This is a genomic window from Parafilimonas terrae (genome assembly GCF_900115755.1).
Classification (GTDB): Bacteria; Bacteroidota; Bacteroidia; order Chitinophagales; family Chitinophagaceae; genus Parafilimonas; species Parafilimonas terrae.
Genome location: NZ_FOXQ01000002.1, coordinates 16439 through 30436 on the forward strand (window position 1 = coordinate 16439; position 13998 = coordinate 30436).

At 40.3% G+C, this 13998-nt stretch carries 17 protein-coding genes; all 17 read left to right on the forward strand.

What is annotated here, in order from left to right; translation table 11 throughout:
* Window positions 1-38: 38 nt before the first annotated feature.
* The 17 genes from BM015_RS04910 to folE all read left to right on the forward strand — a co-directional run bounded on the left by BM015_RS04910 (window position 39) and on the right by folE (window position 13990).
* Window positions 39-1112 carry a DUF932 domain-containing protein gene (locus BM015_RS04910; RefSeq protein ID WP_090655365.1) on the forward strand — a complete coding sequence of 358 codons (1074 nt, stop codon included), beginning with the start codon at window positions 39-41 and terminating at the stop codon, window positions 1110-1112.
* 50 nt (window positions 1113-1162) lie between these two features.
* Window positions 1163-1441, forward strand: a complete 279-nt coding sequence (locus BM015_RS04915; RefSeq protein WP_090655368.1) for a hypothetical protein — start codon at window positions 1163-1165, stop codon at window positions 1439-1441.
* Window positions 1442-1451: 10 nt separating this feature from the next.
* The gene (locus tag BM015_RS04920) at window positions 1452-1829 is read left to right on the forward strand and encodes a hypothetical protein (RefSeq protein WP_090655371.1); all 378 of its coding nucleotides are present in this window, start codon (window positions 1452-1454) and stop codon (window positions 1827-1829) included.
* Between the two features lie 12 nt (window positions 1830-1841).
* Window positions 1842-2075 carry a hypothetical protein gene (locus BM015_RS04925; RefSeq protein WP_090655374.1) on the forward strand — a complete coding sequence of 78 codons (234 nt, stop codon included), beginning with the start codon at window positions 1842-1844 and terminating at the stop codon, window positions 2073-2075.
* 280 nt (window positions 2076-2355) lie between these two features.
* Window positions 2356-2955, forward strand: a complete 600-nt coding sequence (locus tag BM015_RS04935; RefSeq protein ID WP_090655380.1) for a PRTRC system protein E — start codon at window positions 2356-2358, stop codon at window positions 2953-2955.
* Between the two features lie 24 nt (window positions 2956-2979).
* Complete coding sequence (locus BM015_RS04940; protein ID WP_090655383.1) at window positions 2980-3198, forward strand: PRTRC system protein C; 219 nt, start codon at window positions 2980-2982, stop codon at window positions 3196-3198.
* A gap of 17 nt (window positions 3199-3215) precedes the next feature.
* Complete coding sequence (locus BM015_RS04945; protein ID WP_090655386.1) at window positions 3216-4391, forward strand: hypothetical protein; 1176 nt, start codon at window positions 3216-3218, stop codon at window positions 4389-4391.
* A 12-nt stretch (window positions 4392-4403) separates the two neighbouring features.
* Window positions 4404-5135: a PRTRC system protein B gene (locus BM015_RS04950; RefSeq protein WP_090655393.1), complete on the forward strand. Its 732-nt coding sequence runs from the start codon at window positions 4404-4406 to the stop codon at window positions 5133-5135.
* The gene (locus tag BM015_RS04955) at window positions 5116-5922 is read left to right on the forward strand and encodes a PRTRC system ThiF family protein (RefSeq protein ID WP_090655395.1); all 807 of its coding nucleotides are present in this window, start codon (window positions 5116-5118) and stop codon (window positions 5920-5922) included. The genes BM015_RS04950 and BM015_RS04955 overlap by 20 nt, the downstream gene beginning before the upstream one ends.
* Window positions 5923-6243: 321 nt before the next feature.
* On the forward strand, window positions 6244-7110 hold the full coding sequence (locus tag BM015_RS04960; protein WP_090655398.1) for an AAA family ATPase: 867 nt from the start codon (window positions 6244-6246) through the stop codon (window positions 7108-7110).
* Window positions 7111-7575, forward strand: coding sequence for a hypothetical protein (locus BM015_RS04965; protein ID WP_090655401.1), 465 nt, complete (start codon window positions 7111-7113; stop codon window positions 7573-7575).
* A gap of 3 nt (window positions 7576-7578) precedes the next feature.
* Complete coding sequence (locus tag BM015_RS04970) at window positions 7579-8079, forward strand: HORMA domain containing protein (protein ID WP_090655403.1); 501 nt, start codon at window positions 7579-7581, stop codon at window positions 8077-8079.
* 5 nt (window positions 8080-8084) lie between these two features.
* Window positions 8085-8966 (forward strand): CBASS oligonucleotide cyclase, encoded by an 882-nt coding sequence (locus BM015_RS04975; protein ID WP_090655407.1) that lies wholly within the window; start codon window positions 8085-8087, stop codon window positions 8964-8966.
* Window positions 8967-8976: 10 nt separating this feature from the next.
* On the forward strand, window positions 8977-10461 hold the full coding sequence (locus BM015_RS04980; protein WP_090655410.1) for a dsDNA nuclease domain-containing protein: 1485 nt from the start codon (window positions 8977-8979) through the stop codon (window positions 10459-10461).
* Between the two features lie 6 nt (window positions 10462-10467).
* Complete coding sequence (locus BM015_RS04985) at window positions 10468-11097, forward strand: LexA family protein (protein ID WP_090655413.1); 630 nt, start codon at window positions 10468-10470, stop codon at window positions 11095-11097.
* Between the two features lie 150 nt (window positions 11098-11247).
* Entirely contained in the window at window positions 11248-12696 is a 1449-nt protein-coding gene (locus BM015_RS04990) for a hypothetical protein (RefSeq protein ID WP_090655416.1), read from the forward strand.
* Window positions 12697-13372: 676 nt separating this feature from the next.
* The gene (gene folE / locus BM015_RS04995) at window positions 13373-13990 is read left to right on the forward strand and encodes a GTP cyclohydrolase I FolE (RefSeq protein ID WP_090655419.1); all 618 of its coding nucleotides are present in this window, start codon (window positions 13373-13375) and stop codon (window positions 13988-13990) included.
* The last annotated feature ends 8 nt before the right edge of the window (window positions 13991-13998 follow it).

The window sequence follows — 13998 nt, forward strand, 5'->3', positions numbered from 1 at the left end:
ATCATTCAATTTTTATCTAACTATTAAAAAACATAATCATGGCTCATAATCTTAATTATAACGAAACCACAGGCAGGTATAGCTTTTTCAGCGTACAGCAGAAAGCATGGCATAATCTCGGTCAAATAGTGGAACAATACCCGACCAGTGCAGAGGCGATTAAATATGCAGGGCTGGACTTTGAAGTAATCAAAGCGCCACTCTATACGAGAGGTACAGGTATCAGCATTGGCGATGATGGCGAGATAAACGAAGGTGGTAGCATCATAGTTCCTGACCAGTATGCTACCCTGCGCACAGATACTAATGCGGTATTTGGCGTAGTGGGCAAGGATTACCAAATCGTACAGAACGCAGATGCCTTTGCATTCTTTGATGCTATCGTAGGTGGCGGGGATGGTATCCTCTACGAAACGGCAGGCGCATTAGGTAAGGGGGAACGTATATTCATTACCGCCAAATTGCCCGGTTATATACGTGTAGGCAATGGGGATGATGTAACAGAGAAATACATCTTCCTGACTACTTCGCACGATGGTACAGGCAGCATTACCGCAGCCTTTACGCCCATCAGGATAGTATGCCAGAATACCCTCAATGCCGCATTACATAAAATGTCTAACGTAATACGCATACGCCACACTTCGGGTGCAAAACAGCGGTTGGAGGAAGCGCAAAGGGTCATGGGGCTGGCAAACACTTTAAGTGCACAACTGGAAAACATATTCAACCAGTGGACAAAGGTGCGCATCACTGACAGGGAAGTAAAGAAACTCATTCAACTGGCGCTCTGCCCTAACAGGGAAACATTGGATGTACTTAAAAAAGGTGCAGAAGATGAACTTTCTACTGTATTCAAAAACACGGTGGAGGATGCTTTTGGTTATGCGATGATTGCAGAAACTCAACAGATGGAAACCACTAAGGGTACGCTGTTCGGTGCATATAACGCGGTAACGGGCTATTATCAGAATGTACGCAGCTACAAGGATGATGAAACCAAACTGCTATCCATCGTAATGGGCGGCACGGCACAGAACAAAGCGCAGAAAGCCTTTGAACTATGCAGTGCATTTGCGCAGGATGGTAACGAAATATTCCTCTTTAATTAACGAATCAATGGCAGCCGTCTGCGGAAGGTTGCTATTTAAAAACTCAGGTTATGATGATTTGCTATAAATGGGACTTTACCGTTTCCATCATCCGTAAAAGCGGGAAGGTGCATAACAAGCACAGCATGGTCGTTTTGGGTTGTACCTATTCGCTGGCGCATTTTGACATGGTGCAGACATTGAAGAAACGTAATGCCACATTAATATCCGTAGTGAAAGTACGGGTAATGGGTGTAGCCTTTGCACTGGATGATAACATGCAGTTTATCAAACGCACACTCGCAGACGGGATGCCCTACATACCCGAAGACCTCAATCTTAATTATTAAAACAACAGCAATGAAACCTTTAGAGCAATTAATAAACGTAGAGAAAGCAAGGTTGCTGCATGAACTGTTTCCGCAGGAGATACCTGCATTACTGGAATACACAGCCAATATATGCATGACGATACAAGAAGAAGAACAGCTATTGCGCAACAGGTGGGATAACGGCCTTTTCACCTTTGATGTATGGTTATCCTTTGTTCGGGAAGTAAGCAATAAGATAGGCAGATACGGTAAACGGCTGCATAAGCAAAGCGGCCTGTTTGCTGACCAGTTGTTTGATGGTTATCTCTCCCTGTACATGGTGCATTGCCTGAACTTATATACGGGTGTGCGCAAACACGGCAACAGAAAATTTGTACAGGCTGTTGAGCTATTGTTTAACGCTTAAAAATGCAAGGTCATGGAAACGATCATCAGTTTTTTACATCATGCTTCCTACTCCACATTATTCTTTATCGGCTTAGCTATCAGGCTATTTATCGGTATGCGCCAGTTCAACCGCAGGGGCGTAGGCGGCTTGCAGCATTTTAATAACTATTTCGTGGGGCTGATAACCCTGTTCATGGAATGGATATTGAAATGGGCTGCTACCATTATGATGTTATGGGGTTTGGTGGGATGGCTTCTGAAATAAATTGGTACAACTACCAAACAATACAGGATTATAAAAAATCACTTAGCTAAAAATCAAACGATCATGAGCAATCTCGCAGACAAAACGGAATACAGGGCGTTGAGCATAATAGCTCAAATGGTAAGGCAATTTGAACGGTTACATTATTTGGATATGACAAAGACCGATGATTGGGATGCCTGCAATGCGCGAAACCTCTTAGAAGGCATTATCCAATCTAACGGCTACCGAATCAATGACGATAAAAACATTCACAAACCACTTTTAAAAATATAAAACGATGAACGCAAATTTTTTCAGGCAAATGACCGACCTCAACATTACAGGCAATTTGCAGCTTACTATCTCAAAGGGAACAGAAAACAACTTTGTTGTTTCTGTCATGCTGCAAAACGAACAATGCGGGGATGAGGCACGCAAACTCATACCGCCGTTCAATTTACGCGGCACAGCAGAAGAACTGGACAACGGCTTTTTTGAACAGGTAACCACACCGATACAAACAGCTTCGGGTTTAATGGTAAACATGGAAACCTTTATGAAACAACTGGAAGAAGCCAAAAAACAATCGGCGATGGAGAAAGAGAAAGCTGATAAAGAGAAGAAAGAAAAAGAAGCTAAGGAGAAGAAGTACAGTGAAGCAATGCAGAAGGTGGATGAACTGGAAAAGGATTGCAAGTACAGGGACGCATGGATGAAAGTACCTGAACCATCCGAATACCCTGAACAGGCGGAAGCCCTGCGTAAACGCAAATCGTCCTTGGCGGCTAAGTTTGCCCCCGACCTGTTCGGCGCAGACGCCACGCCTGCAGCAACGCAGGTGCAACAAGAAGAATTGCAGGAAGGTTTTGAAGATGAAGAAAACAAAACAGACAACTAAACATTCACTCATAAAAGAATAGCCATGTTATTAGCAACACAATTGGAAAGAGTATTCCTGTTTCAGGACAAGGGACAGGAAATCAGGTTAACAGACCCTGAACCCAAATGGAGTGTGCAGGCAGTATTGAATTTTTATTCCAATACCTACCCCATACTGGCCACTGCAAAGGTATCCGCCCCTGTTATCAGGGAAGATACGGTGCAATACCGTTTTGAAAGTGTGATGGGAACAAAAGGTTAATCTAAAACAGTAAAACAATGACCAATGCAGGAACATATCATATCGGGTATCATACACATGCCCTCAAAGCCGAAGCAGAGGCAGTTGCAGCGACAGCTAAGCGGGTTTATCAACTGGATGCAGCGGACAAAGGACGCAGCAGAAGTGCAAAAAGACAAACGGCAGTCTGTGCCGATAGCGATGCTGCCAATGGTTTTCTGAAAACTACTTTTCTGCCTAAACTGGAAGAAACAAAAACGGTACAAACTGGCAGGGCATCCGCAAGAATGGAGCGGGATTTTTACCAGTCCCTTTCTCAACTCGCGGGACATTACCATATCCAACCGATGCAGACGCAATCCTATGGTTATCCCTACAATATTGCACTGGCTTTATGGGATATGGAAAAATTGCTGAAGGAGAATGTTAGAGACTGGCAGGAAAGCAAACTCTTAGAAGGTGGCAGGAAAATCTTTCTCACCAGCGAAGAAAGATATAGTACAGGCTCCATGCTGTATTACATCCCCGTTGTGTCATTATACCGAATGCTTAAAAATCCAAAGCGGAAACATGCCGCGCAGCTATTGTTATCGGTTTGTTCTTACCTGTATTTTATAGCAGGTGTTCCTTACTACAGGCGGGAGGATAGTTTTCTATATGGGGAATACGAGATGCTTAAAGAATGGGTACTAACGGATGATGATACAGATGAAACAGGCACGTACCTGGGTGAAATAGAACAGGCGGAATGGATAGGCGACCGCATGGAACAAAAGATATGCAACCGTGCGAATTTAACCGTATTCAAAAAGCGGTTAATGCAGTTTGAAAGCAGGAATACTTTAGACCATGATTGCTGGCAACTGGCTTGTGAAGCTTTTGACCTTTACGAGCAATATCCTAATGATAACATATTCCGAAATGCCCATGTAGATGCGATGACAGGTGGAGATGAGGAGGATTGTGATGAAGACGAAATGGAAAATGTGATAACGATGGACAGGTATATTTCCTTTTGTGCAGATGGCAGGGGATGGTTACATGAAAACCTTGTGCAATGCGTGAATACCGAATGGCAGGAATACGGGCAGGCACAGGAACCTGTTATCATCAAACGCTTTGACGGAAATGATATTACGGGTGGTAACCTTGATTTTGAGAACCGCCTGTTTGCACTCATGGATGAACTGGTCTATACACTGAACCATCTTTAAAATCAAGGAACGATGAACGATATAATAGGGAATTTCGGGCGGTTGTATCATCCGCAGGCAGCACTGGTATTCTATCAGACCGAAGGGCAACGCACAGATACCTATGTCGAATATTTTGACATGGATGAAAGCGGCAAACCGATCAATGCCCATCCCTTGACCATAAAGGAAGCGAACGCATTGGCAAAGGCACTGAAAACGGCAAAGCAGGATAAGGAACCTTGCTTACAATCAGGTGGCATCATTGGCAGCCATATTTTAAGCATAGAAACCGACAAGGGCAAGGTAGTATGGTTTACCAAAGCCATGCAAAGGGATTTATACTTTACCGAAGACCTTGGCATCCCGAATGGCAAAGCACATGTACCACCGATGTTATGGATGGCGGACAGGGACAACCTGTATGTATTTGCTTTGCGCACCAATGGCAGGCCAACACCACGAACCAAACTATACAATGCGCCTTTCTTCAATGTATATGCAAATGGTAATGTATGTATGGGAACGGTGGACATACACATAAAAAGAACCACATCACTGGAAGCATTTACTGCTGCATGGGAAAACTATTTCTTCAACAGCTATTTCAGCCACCTGATGCGTGATTTTAATCCCATCAAAGGCAATTGCGTCTGTCTTTGGGAAAGACTTATTACTACAGGGGAAGCATTTCCTAAAGAAATATTGGAAAAAAGCAGGATCACCTTAAAAGATGTATTGAATTATGAATACGGAAAAGATTAAAGTCCATTTTACTGACAAGGAATTATTAAACGCCACCAACCCTGTAACTGTAAACCTTATTGGTGCAGGCGGCACAGGCTCAAAAGTATTGACCGCCTTACTGGAAATGAACCATAGCCTGGTTGCATTGGGACATGCAGGATTGCAGGTGCGTTTATGGGATGATGATACAGTGACAGAAGCCAATTTGGGCAGGCAGCGTTTTGCTGATTGTGAAACAGGCTTGTATAAGTCTGTTGTCTTGATTAACAGGGCAAACCGCTGGTCAGGCACGAACTGGAAAGCGGAAACACAAAAGTTTGAAAGGGACAGCTTTGGTAGGTTACCTGAACAGGCAAGGGCAAGCATATTTATTAGCAGCGTGGACAGCGTAAAGGCAAGGTTTGAAATTGCTGCCATATTGAAAACATTGGATAACAGCCATCATTATGGGAACTGCCCGCGTTACTGGCTGGACTTTGGGAACAGTCAATGTACAGGACAGGTGGTATTATCTACCATCGGTACTATACGGCAGCCCCGTTCCGAAAAATACGAACCTGTTGCTCACCTGCCGTTCATTACGGAAGAGTTTGGCGAACTTCTGAAACAATCGGAAGACGCAGATGATACGCCAAGCTGTTCATTGGCGGAGGCTTTGGAAAAACAGGATTTATATATCAATGCTTCCTTAGCTCAAATGGGCTGTTCCCTGTTATGGAGTTTATTCCGTAATGGCTTAATTGAAAACAAGGGTTTTTTCCTCAACCTTGCCAGTTTTGTCAGCCAGCCATTAAAAGTAGCTTAAAGCTGCCCTGCCGGGCGGCGCATCGGCGATCCTTTCCCCGTAGGCGGAACACGCTGCGCAGGGAAGCGGTGCAGCCACTTGCACCGAACCTCAACTACGTCCCTCAATTTTCCTTCGTTTCGTTTTCGGCACAACAGGCTGCGGCATATTTGATTTTTATAGCCGTAGCTTGCTGATATTTTTCGAGGTGCTTCCACCTTCCATTAATTAAAATTAAAAACGTTTAATTATTTAATAATCAATAATTTATATTAATTATGAACGTCGTGTTGATAATAAATTAAATTTTTGTCAAGTTTTTGTCAATAAATTTGACATATTATGCAAGAGAAAGGATTACTTGACAAAAGAAATTTACCGGATAGGGAGTTTACCGAGCTTTGGGAACGGATAGTTTTACCGAAAGCAATAAAAGAGAAATTACGTAACCAGGTACTGCTTGAACTTACCTTAAGGTCCAAAATCCCGTCGAAAGCCGCTATTCCTTTGCATGGTATTATACTACTTGTCGGCCCTCCAGGAACAGGCAAAACTTCCATCGCCAAAGGCGTAGCCTCTGCGGCAGCAAGCGCTATTCAAGGTGCCAAAATAACCTTCATTGAGGTGGAACCACATGCACTTACCAGTTCAGCACTGGGCAAAACGCAAAGAGAAGTCCGTAAGTTTCTGGAAGAAGTTGTCACAGAACATGCAGCCCAGGGACCGCTGATTGTTTTGCTGGATGAAGTAGAAACATTAGTGGCTGATAGAACCAAGCTCAGTCTGGAAGCCAATCCGATTGATGTACATAGATCCACCGATGCAATGCTGGCTGGCCTGGATAATCTGGCGGCCCGTTTTCCTGAACTACTATTTATTGCAACAAGCAACTTCGAGGGTGCGCTGGACCCCGCTTTCGTTTCACGGGCAGACCTTGTTTTACAAATCGATAAGCCAACGGCAGAAGCTTGTGAAGCTATTCTCACCGATACGTTGAATGCGTTAGCAGAACAATGGCCGGCATTGAAAAAAATCACAAAACAGCCAAACTATCAGAAACTATCACATGAGCTTTTGGGTCTCGATGGCAGGCAGATCCGCAAAGCAGTAATCAGCGCATGTACATCTGATATCAAGGTTGTACTTAATCCGGGATTGCTGACTATGGAACATATTAACGAAGCGGTTTCATTAGCAAAAAGAAAATAAATGAGCATTGTTACAAGAAAATTTTCCGCAGCTCCCGTAAGAACGGCAGCGGCAACGTGGATGGCAATAGTGGATATCCTATCTGAGCAGGATGCTACAATACACAATGAGTTGATGAAGATTGCCGGTATCGTTGCTTCGCTCATATCAGAAGGAACACCCGAAAAAAATGCAATTACTATTATCGGGACTGGGCCCAGACTAAGGATTTATTGCCTGTATGAAGAAGACGGTTCTACAGAAGATGCCAACGAATCTACGCTTAACTGGAACCCATTTGAAAATGATTGGGAAATCTATCTTCCTGTAGAACAACCCGACATGGACTGGATAAAAAAATCGTTAAATACAAAAGGCAACAGGTTTAAGGTTTATCAGGCAGGCACCAAATTAGTCGCCGAGGAAGAAATTGACAACAACAGCCAAAGTTCCGGCGGCCTTACCATTAACATATCAAAACTGTAAAAAATGAGCACTTTAGTTTCAGTTAATACATATACACATTCAGTAACTTATGTAACAGACCAAATGCTACGGTCATTAAAATACATTATTGTTAATACCGGCTTGAATCCTGAAAATTTTGTTGGTGAATGGAGCAGCTATGAACTGGCTGTCAAAACCTGGTTACAGTCACGCCATTTAAAAAAAGTGGTATTAGAAGTCGTAAGCCCGGCAGGCAATCTTGTAACACGAACAGATTTTGATATCGATTATAGTTACGGCGATGGAGAAGGCTCTATGTGGGTAGATACAGATGCTCTAAAATTTGCCATTGCCAAGTTTGGCATTTATCCCTCATCCTGCACATATAATATAAAACTTCTCAATTCACCGGGCAGACCGGATGTTGAAGGCTGGGGGGCTTGTACATTCTTATCAACAGAAGGTTACATCAAACAGAGTTTAGGTACCACCATCGGCACAAACTCAATTGGCGCCAGTGCCTCTTACTGGAGAAAAAATTAATACCCATGATCAATACAATAGAAGCTTTTAAGAAATTTAAGTCTCGCCTGGAACTACGAGCTGGAGAACAAAAAAAAGCAAGTGAATTACAACAGGAAGTGCGGGCTTTAATAGGAGAACACTTCTCAATTGAGAAAGACTTCCTGACAGGTTCTTATAAACGTCACACCAAAACCAGACCCCTAAAGGACGTTGATATTTTTTTCGTTTTTGATAAAGAGAAAGAGAAAAAGTATTTAAATAAGCCATTAGAATTATTAGAAGACATCCGAAAAGTTTTAGCACCAAAATACCGTGAGACTAAAGTAAAGATTGGCCGCAGATCCGTTGGCGTTGACCTACCCTACGACCCTAACGACGAGGATAAAATATTGAGCATTGACGTTGTACCGGCTTTTGATGCGGGGAAACATTATCAGATACCTGATAACGTATTAAAGACATGGATAAACACTGATCCGGAAATACATGCTGAAGAAGCTACTGCAGCCAACAAAGCTTTTGATGGCGAATGGAAACCAATGGTAAAAATGATTAAGAAGTGGAATGAAACACAAGGTAAGCCCATTAAGCCTTCTTTTTTGATTGAAGTAATGGCTATGCAGATTTTATATCCTCCTTTTTCCGGCGGTTATGTATATGAACTAAAAAGCTTTTTCGCAACTGCAGCCGACCGCATTGCTGAAACGTGGAATGATCCTGCCGGATTAGGTGCTCCGGTATCTGACCAGATGGATGCAAACCGTATAACGCTTGCACGGCAAAAACTGGCAGAGGCGGGTAAATATGTTGATCAAGCTATTCAATTGGAGAAAAAAGGTAACCAGGGCGGCGCTTTGCGTATTTGGCGTGATAATATTTTCGGGGATATGTTCCCTTTGTCGTAAACTATTCAAGATGGAAAAGGAAAACAAAAATGGTAATGACAAGCCATTCTCCCTGCTACATTCAGTGGCAATGGGTGGAATTATAGGTAGCAATGGATATACCTTTCAGGACAGATATATTGTCTGCCATATACCAAAATGGCTTAGCGATCCACAATTCCTACACTTAATGAATGAAGGGACAGGTGATGTAGATATAGTTTACACAGACGGTACACAATACTATTATGATCATATCCAGATAAAAGATCATAAGGTAACTCCAGGCGAATTTGCGGAAGTAATTAAAGGATTCACCAAAATTGATCTGGATACCGGAAAGAGTTACCGTAGTTTTGTTCTTGCCTCACCTGCGCTCAGTCAACAGATTAATTCTCTGGCAGACGCTTTGGATAGGTATAGAAATGCTGAAAAACTTTATGCACCCGAGGATAAGGAAACTATTCTAAAAACCACTTTTGAAGCGTTAAATAAAAAAATTGAAGACGCGGGTCTTATTGACCATGCCAACTTTATTATTAACAAACTTGGTTTCGATACAGGCAGGTTTGATTTTAGCAATAATGATACTTGTAAACAAATGTTTACAGCTTCGCTGGTAGACCATCCTGAGTATAGTAAGTATTTCAGTAATGTCGTAAAACCAGTTTATTCAAAGCTTATAGAGGAAGTAATTGCAAGCAAAGGAAAGGTCCTCGCCAACCAACAAATCCATGAGCTGATTAAAGGTGTTCTTTCCACAGCTAAAATATCATCTGAGGGCACCGTGCTCCATATTCACAACTGGACACAAGAAATGTTCGATCCTGCACCTGCTATTGAACTGGATTGGTCATCCTATTTTGACCGAAGTACACGTAGTGTTCCTGAAGCAGATATTTGGAACGACAAACTTATTCCTCAGTTGTATAAGACAAGGCAGGAAATTGCGAAAACAACCATTAACAGGCATATTATTTTTAGAGGCAAATGTACCCTGTCAACCGGTCTTGCGCTTGGAATGTCGTTCCCAGAGATAGGGAACTGGTCTTTTGAACTGCTGCAGTATCCGCAGACATGGCGTTCAGATGCACAAAAAATCGCGGGTTATGTTATAAATTACGAAGAGGTTGATCCCATACTGCATGAGCTCAATACAGATAGTAAAGAGATAGCTGTTATCTTCAACATCACGGGGCAAGCATTGGAAGAAGTAGTTTCATATTTTAAAAACAATAACATACCAATTAGCAAGTTAATTCTTATCCAACCTTCCCTTACACCAGGTGTTTTATCAATACCAAATGATAGGGAAGCTGTATCTTTAGCCAGCGCGTCTAAAGATATTATCAAGGCAATGACGACAAAATACAATGCTCATAAAACGCATCTATTTTATTTTGGCCCTTTAGGATTATCTATCTTTTTGGGACAAAGACTGACATCTGTAGGATATATACAACTGTATGAATTTCAGGATCCGGGATACAAACCTTCTTGCCTGATTAAAACATAAAAATATATGCATCCAATACAGCAAAAATTATTAAAGCTGGCAGACACTTATAATTTAGGGACACTGCCACTGCGCGATATAGCTAAAATAATCAATGAACAACATCCACAAACGATAAAACATCACCTTGAAGCGCTTGAAAGAAAAGGTCTTATTGAATGGGATAAAGAAAATAAGACAATAAAAAAATGCTCAGTCGGAGCGACTATTAATGCTGATTTTGCAGTAATACCCGTATTAGGCGCTGCTAATTGTGGCCCGGCAACAATATATGCTGATGAAAATATAATAGATCACATTAAGGTATCCTTCAGCCTGCTTAGAAATCGCAGAAATGTATTTGCTGTAAAGGCCGTAGGTTTTTCCATGGACCGTGCAAATATTAATGGTAAGTCGATTGAAGAAGGCGATTTAGTTATTATCGATCCATCAGACAATAATATTAGTTCCAATGACTATGTGCTCTCTGTTATTGATGAGGTTGCGAATATCAAAAAGATTATCATTGATTATGCTCATGAACAGATAAAACTTGTTTCCGAATCAACACATCACTACCCACCAATTTACTTGAGTGCTGATGATATAAATAGATTTATAGTTAATGGCAAAGTAATTCAAGTAATCAAGTCGTAATTCGATATATACTTATATCCATATCACTTCATATATCATTTGTCTTTGCAACAATCAAAAAATCTTTGTAGTTGTATAAATGGCTGCTTAAAAAAGCAGTAGTTATTTGAGCAGACAGCAGGAGTTGCTGTATAGCTTTAAAGAAAAATTATGGTAGATTTCGATTTAATCAAAGGCAGAATTCAAAAGCACAGACTATCATCTATTATTCATAATACTTTAGAATTATTAAATGCCGTACAACGGCATGATAACAAAAGTTATCCCGTTTGGAATTTGCTTACACTCATAAAGTGGGCATATATTCATACAACTGATAGCATATTGAGAACGCCTATAAAGGAGCACGAATATCAACAGTTACTTGAATTAATTAGGACGTTTGAAGGTAAATATGCTGGCATAAGCTTTGAGTCCAAAAGCAAAGTCAGACAATCATTTAAAATTATTGCCAACCAACAGTTTCCTCTTCAAGACAAGTTTCACAATTCAATTCTTTCTCGGCAGATTGTTTTATATATGCAATTACAATCAAGTACTACCTTTAATTTAAATGATGAGTTTAAGCGACTTGCCGGAATCAATCTTAAATCATTTCTTGAGTACAGTTATTTTACTTTTTTCTTTTTCAATTTTGAAAACGTAAGACCCGACATGCGATATGAAGGAGATTTGTTTGAGAGCTATTTTACTTTGTTCAGATCGAAATGGGAAGATGAAGAATTGCATAAGTACCTGGATTTACTCACACTTAAGGAAAGAGATGATTTTAAGAATTTGCAGAAGCTAAATAACGAGGTATTACAATTATATGAAACGAATTTCTTCACACTCAAACCATTTATCCTTTTTCGTAATCAATATAGGATACCACACAAGAGAATATTTATTCAAACGATAAAGCATTTTATTTATAATTACCTGAAGGAAAATTCAACATTCTTTCCTGAAGAATTTGGCAAACGATTAGAAAAATACGTAGAGCTGGGTCTTGTTGAAAACAAGATCCCTTTTCAAAATGAAACCATCTTAAAAACCAAATACCAATTAAGAAAGGTATCTGACTTTTTGGTTGAACCAGATGTACTAATAGAAGTAAAGGCAATAGAACTACATCCTCGTTCCGGCGTATTGCGTACTAAAGATATCCTTGTTAATGATCTGGGTAATACAATTATCAAAGCATATACACAGCTGTTGGAAACGGCGTGCAAGATTAATCCTAATAATGAATTTTATGGCATCATTATAACTTATAAAGAAATGTACCTGGGATTTGGTGCAGATGCCTGGAATGAATTTCTAAAAGAACCTATTGAAGCATTTTGTCTGCTAAACTCAATTGATTTATCGATTTTGCCACCCCGAAATTTATTCTTTATCAACATTGAAGACTGGGACTATATGATGCAGTCTATAAAAGATGGGAATGCTACACTAAAGAGCATACTTATGAAGGCACAAGAGCTTAATGCCTTGGATAACCCTGTTGAAAATGTGATGCTCATGGAACAAGTCATTACTAAACATTTTCTTCCCTCTCAAATAACATTAGCATACTTAAAGGATAAACATTTACAACTTAATGTATTGACCTGATAAAAACCGTGTATAAAATATGGTGGCTAGTTGGCATGGGTGGTCCACCTTTCCTCTAAGTTACTGCCAGCAAACTGATCGTTCTTTTTAGTTCCAGGGGTATGAATGTGTAAGTCCCATCTTCTCCAACGAGAACCTTTTTTATACGGATTGGCATGCATAATATTAGTTTGGCGTAACGTAAACAATCTAAATTTTTTCAATGAAACATTAAACAGAAACACGTTATCAGACGCTTAATGAATAAGCATCAAGTAATGGAATAAATGAATATCCTATCCTAAGTTCAATGTAGCTTTCATCAAATACAATGATTTTGGGTAATTCGTCTTCTAACTTCCTTCCCAACTTTCATATTTATGAAATTGCCTTTTGTGCAGGATTAAGTGTCACTGCCCCATTTACATTTCTATTCAGAACATTGATCAATCCACATTAACATTGGTATATGTTGTCTATATGCGTTTTACAGTTTCTGTTTACCGGGCAGCCTCCTCATATAGATTAGATATATATAATAAAAAGGTTACAAAAATCTTTCAGGAAAAAGTTTTGTAACCTTTTTCTGGATAACCACTCTAATGAATACATTAAAACCTATTCAGATACTGATAAATTAATCATTACCTGTCATCAATTTTAAAACTAACGTTTAGATTTAAAAGCAATAGAAAAGATGCATTATTCCATAGAAGATAACTTGGTAAAAGAAGAAAAAATATCCTTGACAGCGAGTGAACAGATTAGCATCATCGAGCATCACTTTCGTGAAATTATGTTGGCATTAGGATTGGATATGCGAGACGACAGTCTAAAAGATACACCGCTCAGGGTAGCTAAAATGTACGTTAATGAGGCCTTTATGGGGCTAAATCCATTAAACGAGCCATCCGTGACGTTGTTTGAAAATAAGTTTAAATATAACGAGATCATATTGGAAAAGGATATTCCTTTATATTCCTATTGCGAACATCACTTTGTGCCAATAATTGGCAAGGTACATATAGCCTACATATCAAAAGGAGAGGTGATCGGTCTTTCCAAGCTAAACCGGATTACACATTATTTTTCCAAACGACCACAGGTGCAGGAACGCCTTACTATCCAGATCGCGGAACATTTAAAATCGGTAATGAACATTGAGGATGTAGCCGTGATCATACGTGCAGAACATCTGTGTGTTGCTTCAAGAGGTATTAACGATAAAGGATGCGCTACCATTACTCATAGCTTCCATGGACAATTTCTGCAGGATAGCCGGAGCAATCAATTATATGCAATGTTAACAGTATAAAAATATCA

What these genes read in the sequence shown, in the direction of transcription:
- BM015_RS04970 (WP_090655403.1), top strand. Translation starts at nt 7,579, where the DNA reads ATGAGCACTTTAGTTTCAGTTAATACATATACACATTCAGTAACTTAT.
- BM015_RS04945 (WP_090655386.1), top strand. Translation starts at nt 3,216, where the DNA reads ATGACCAATGCAGGAACATATCATATCGGGTATCATACACATGCCCTC.
- folE (WP_090655419.1), top strand. Translation starts at nt 13,373, where the DNA reads ATGCATTATTCCATAGAAGATAACTTGGTAAAAGAAGAAAAAATATCC.
- BM015_RS04940 (WP_090655383.1), top strand. Translation starts at nt 2,980, where the DNA reads ATGTTATTAGCAACACAATTGGAAAGAGTATTCCTGTTTCAGGACAAG.
- BM015_RS04920 (WP_090655371.1), top strand. Translation starts at nt 1,452, where the DNA reads ATGAAACCTTTAGAGCAATTAATAAACGTAGAGAAAGCAAGGTTGCTG.
- BM015_RS04980 (WP_090655410.1), top strand. Translation starts at nt 8,977, where the DNA reads ATGGAAAAGGAAAACAAAAATGGTAATGACAAGCCATTCTCCCTGCTA.
- BM015_RS04955 (WP_090655395.1), top strand. Translation starts at nt 5,116, where the DNA reads ATGAATACGGAAAAGATTAAAGTCCATTTTACTGACAAGGAATTATTA.
- BM015_RS04985 (WP_090655413.1), top strand. Translation starts at nt 10,468, where the DNA reads ATGCATCCAATACAGCAAAAATTATTAAAGCTGGCAGACACTTATAAT.
- BM015_RS04950 (WP_090655393.1), top strand. Translation starts at nt 4,404, where the DNA reads ATGAACGATATAATAGGGAATTTCGGGCGGTTGTATCATCCGCAGGCA.
- BM015_RS04960 (WP_090655398.1), top strand. Translation starts at nt 6,244, where the DNA reads ATGCAAGAGAAAGGATTACTTGACAAAAGAAATTTACCGGATAGGGAG.
- BM015_RS04965 (WP_090655401.1), top strand. Translation starts at nt 7,111, where the DNA reads ATGAGCATTGTTACAAGAAAATTTTCCGCAGCTCCCGTAAGAACGGCA.
- BM015_RS04935 (WP_090655380.1), top strand. Translation starts at nt 2,356, where the DNA reads ATGAACGCAAATTTTTTCAGGCAAATGACCGACCTCAACATTACAGGC.
- BM015_RS04925 (WP_090655374.1), top strand. Translation starts at nt 1,842, where the DNA reads ATGGAAACGATCATCAGTTTTTTACATCATGCTTCCTACTCCACATTA.
- BM015_RS04990 (WP_090655416.1), top strand. Translation starts at nt 11,248, where the DNA reads ATGGTAGATTTCGATTTAATCAAAGGCAGAATTCAAAAGCACAGACTA.
- BM015_RS04915 (WP_090655368.1), top strand. Translation starts at nt 1,163, where the DNA reads ATGATGATTTGCTATAAATGGGACTTTACCGTTTCCATCATCCGTAAA.
- BM015_RS04975 (WP_090655407.1), top strand. Translation starts at nt 8,085, where the DNA reads ATGATCAATACAATAGAAGCTTTTAAGAAATTTAAGTCTCGCCTGGAA.
- BM015_RS04910 (WP_090655365.1), top strand. Translation starts at nt 39, where the DNA reads ATGGCTCATAATCTTAATTATAACGAAACCACAGGCAGGTATAGCTTT.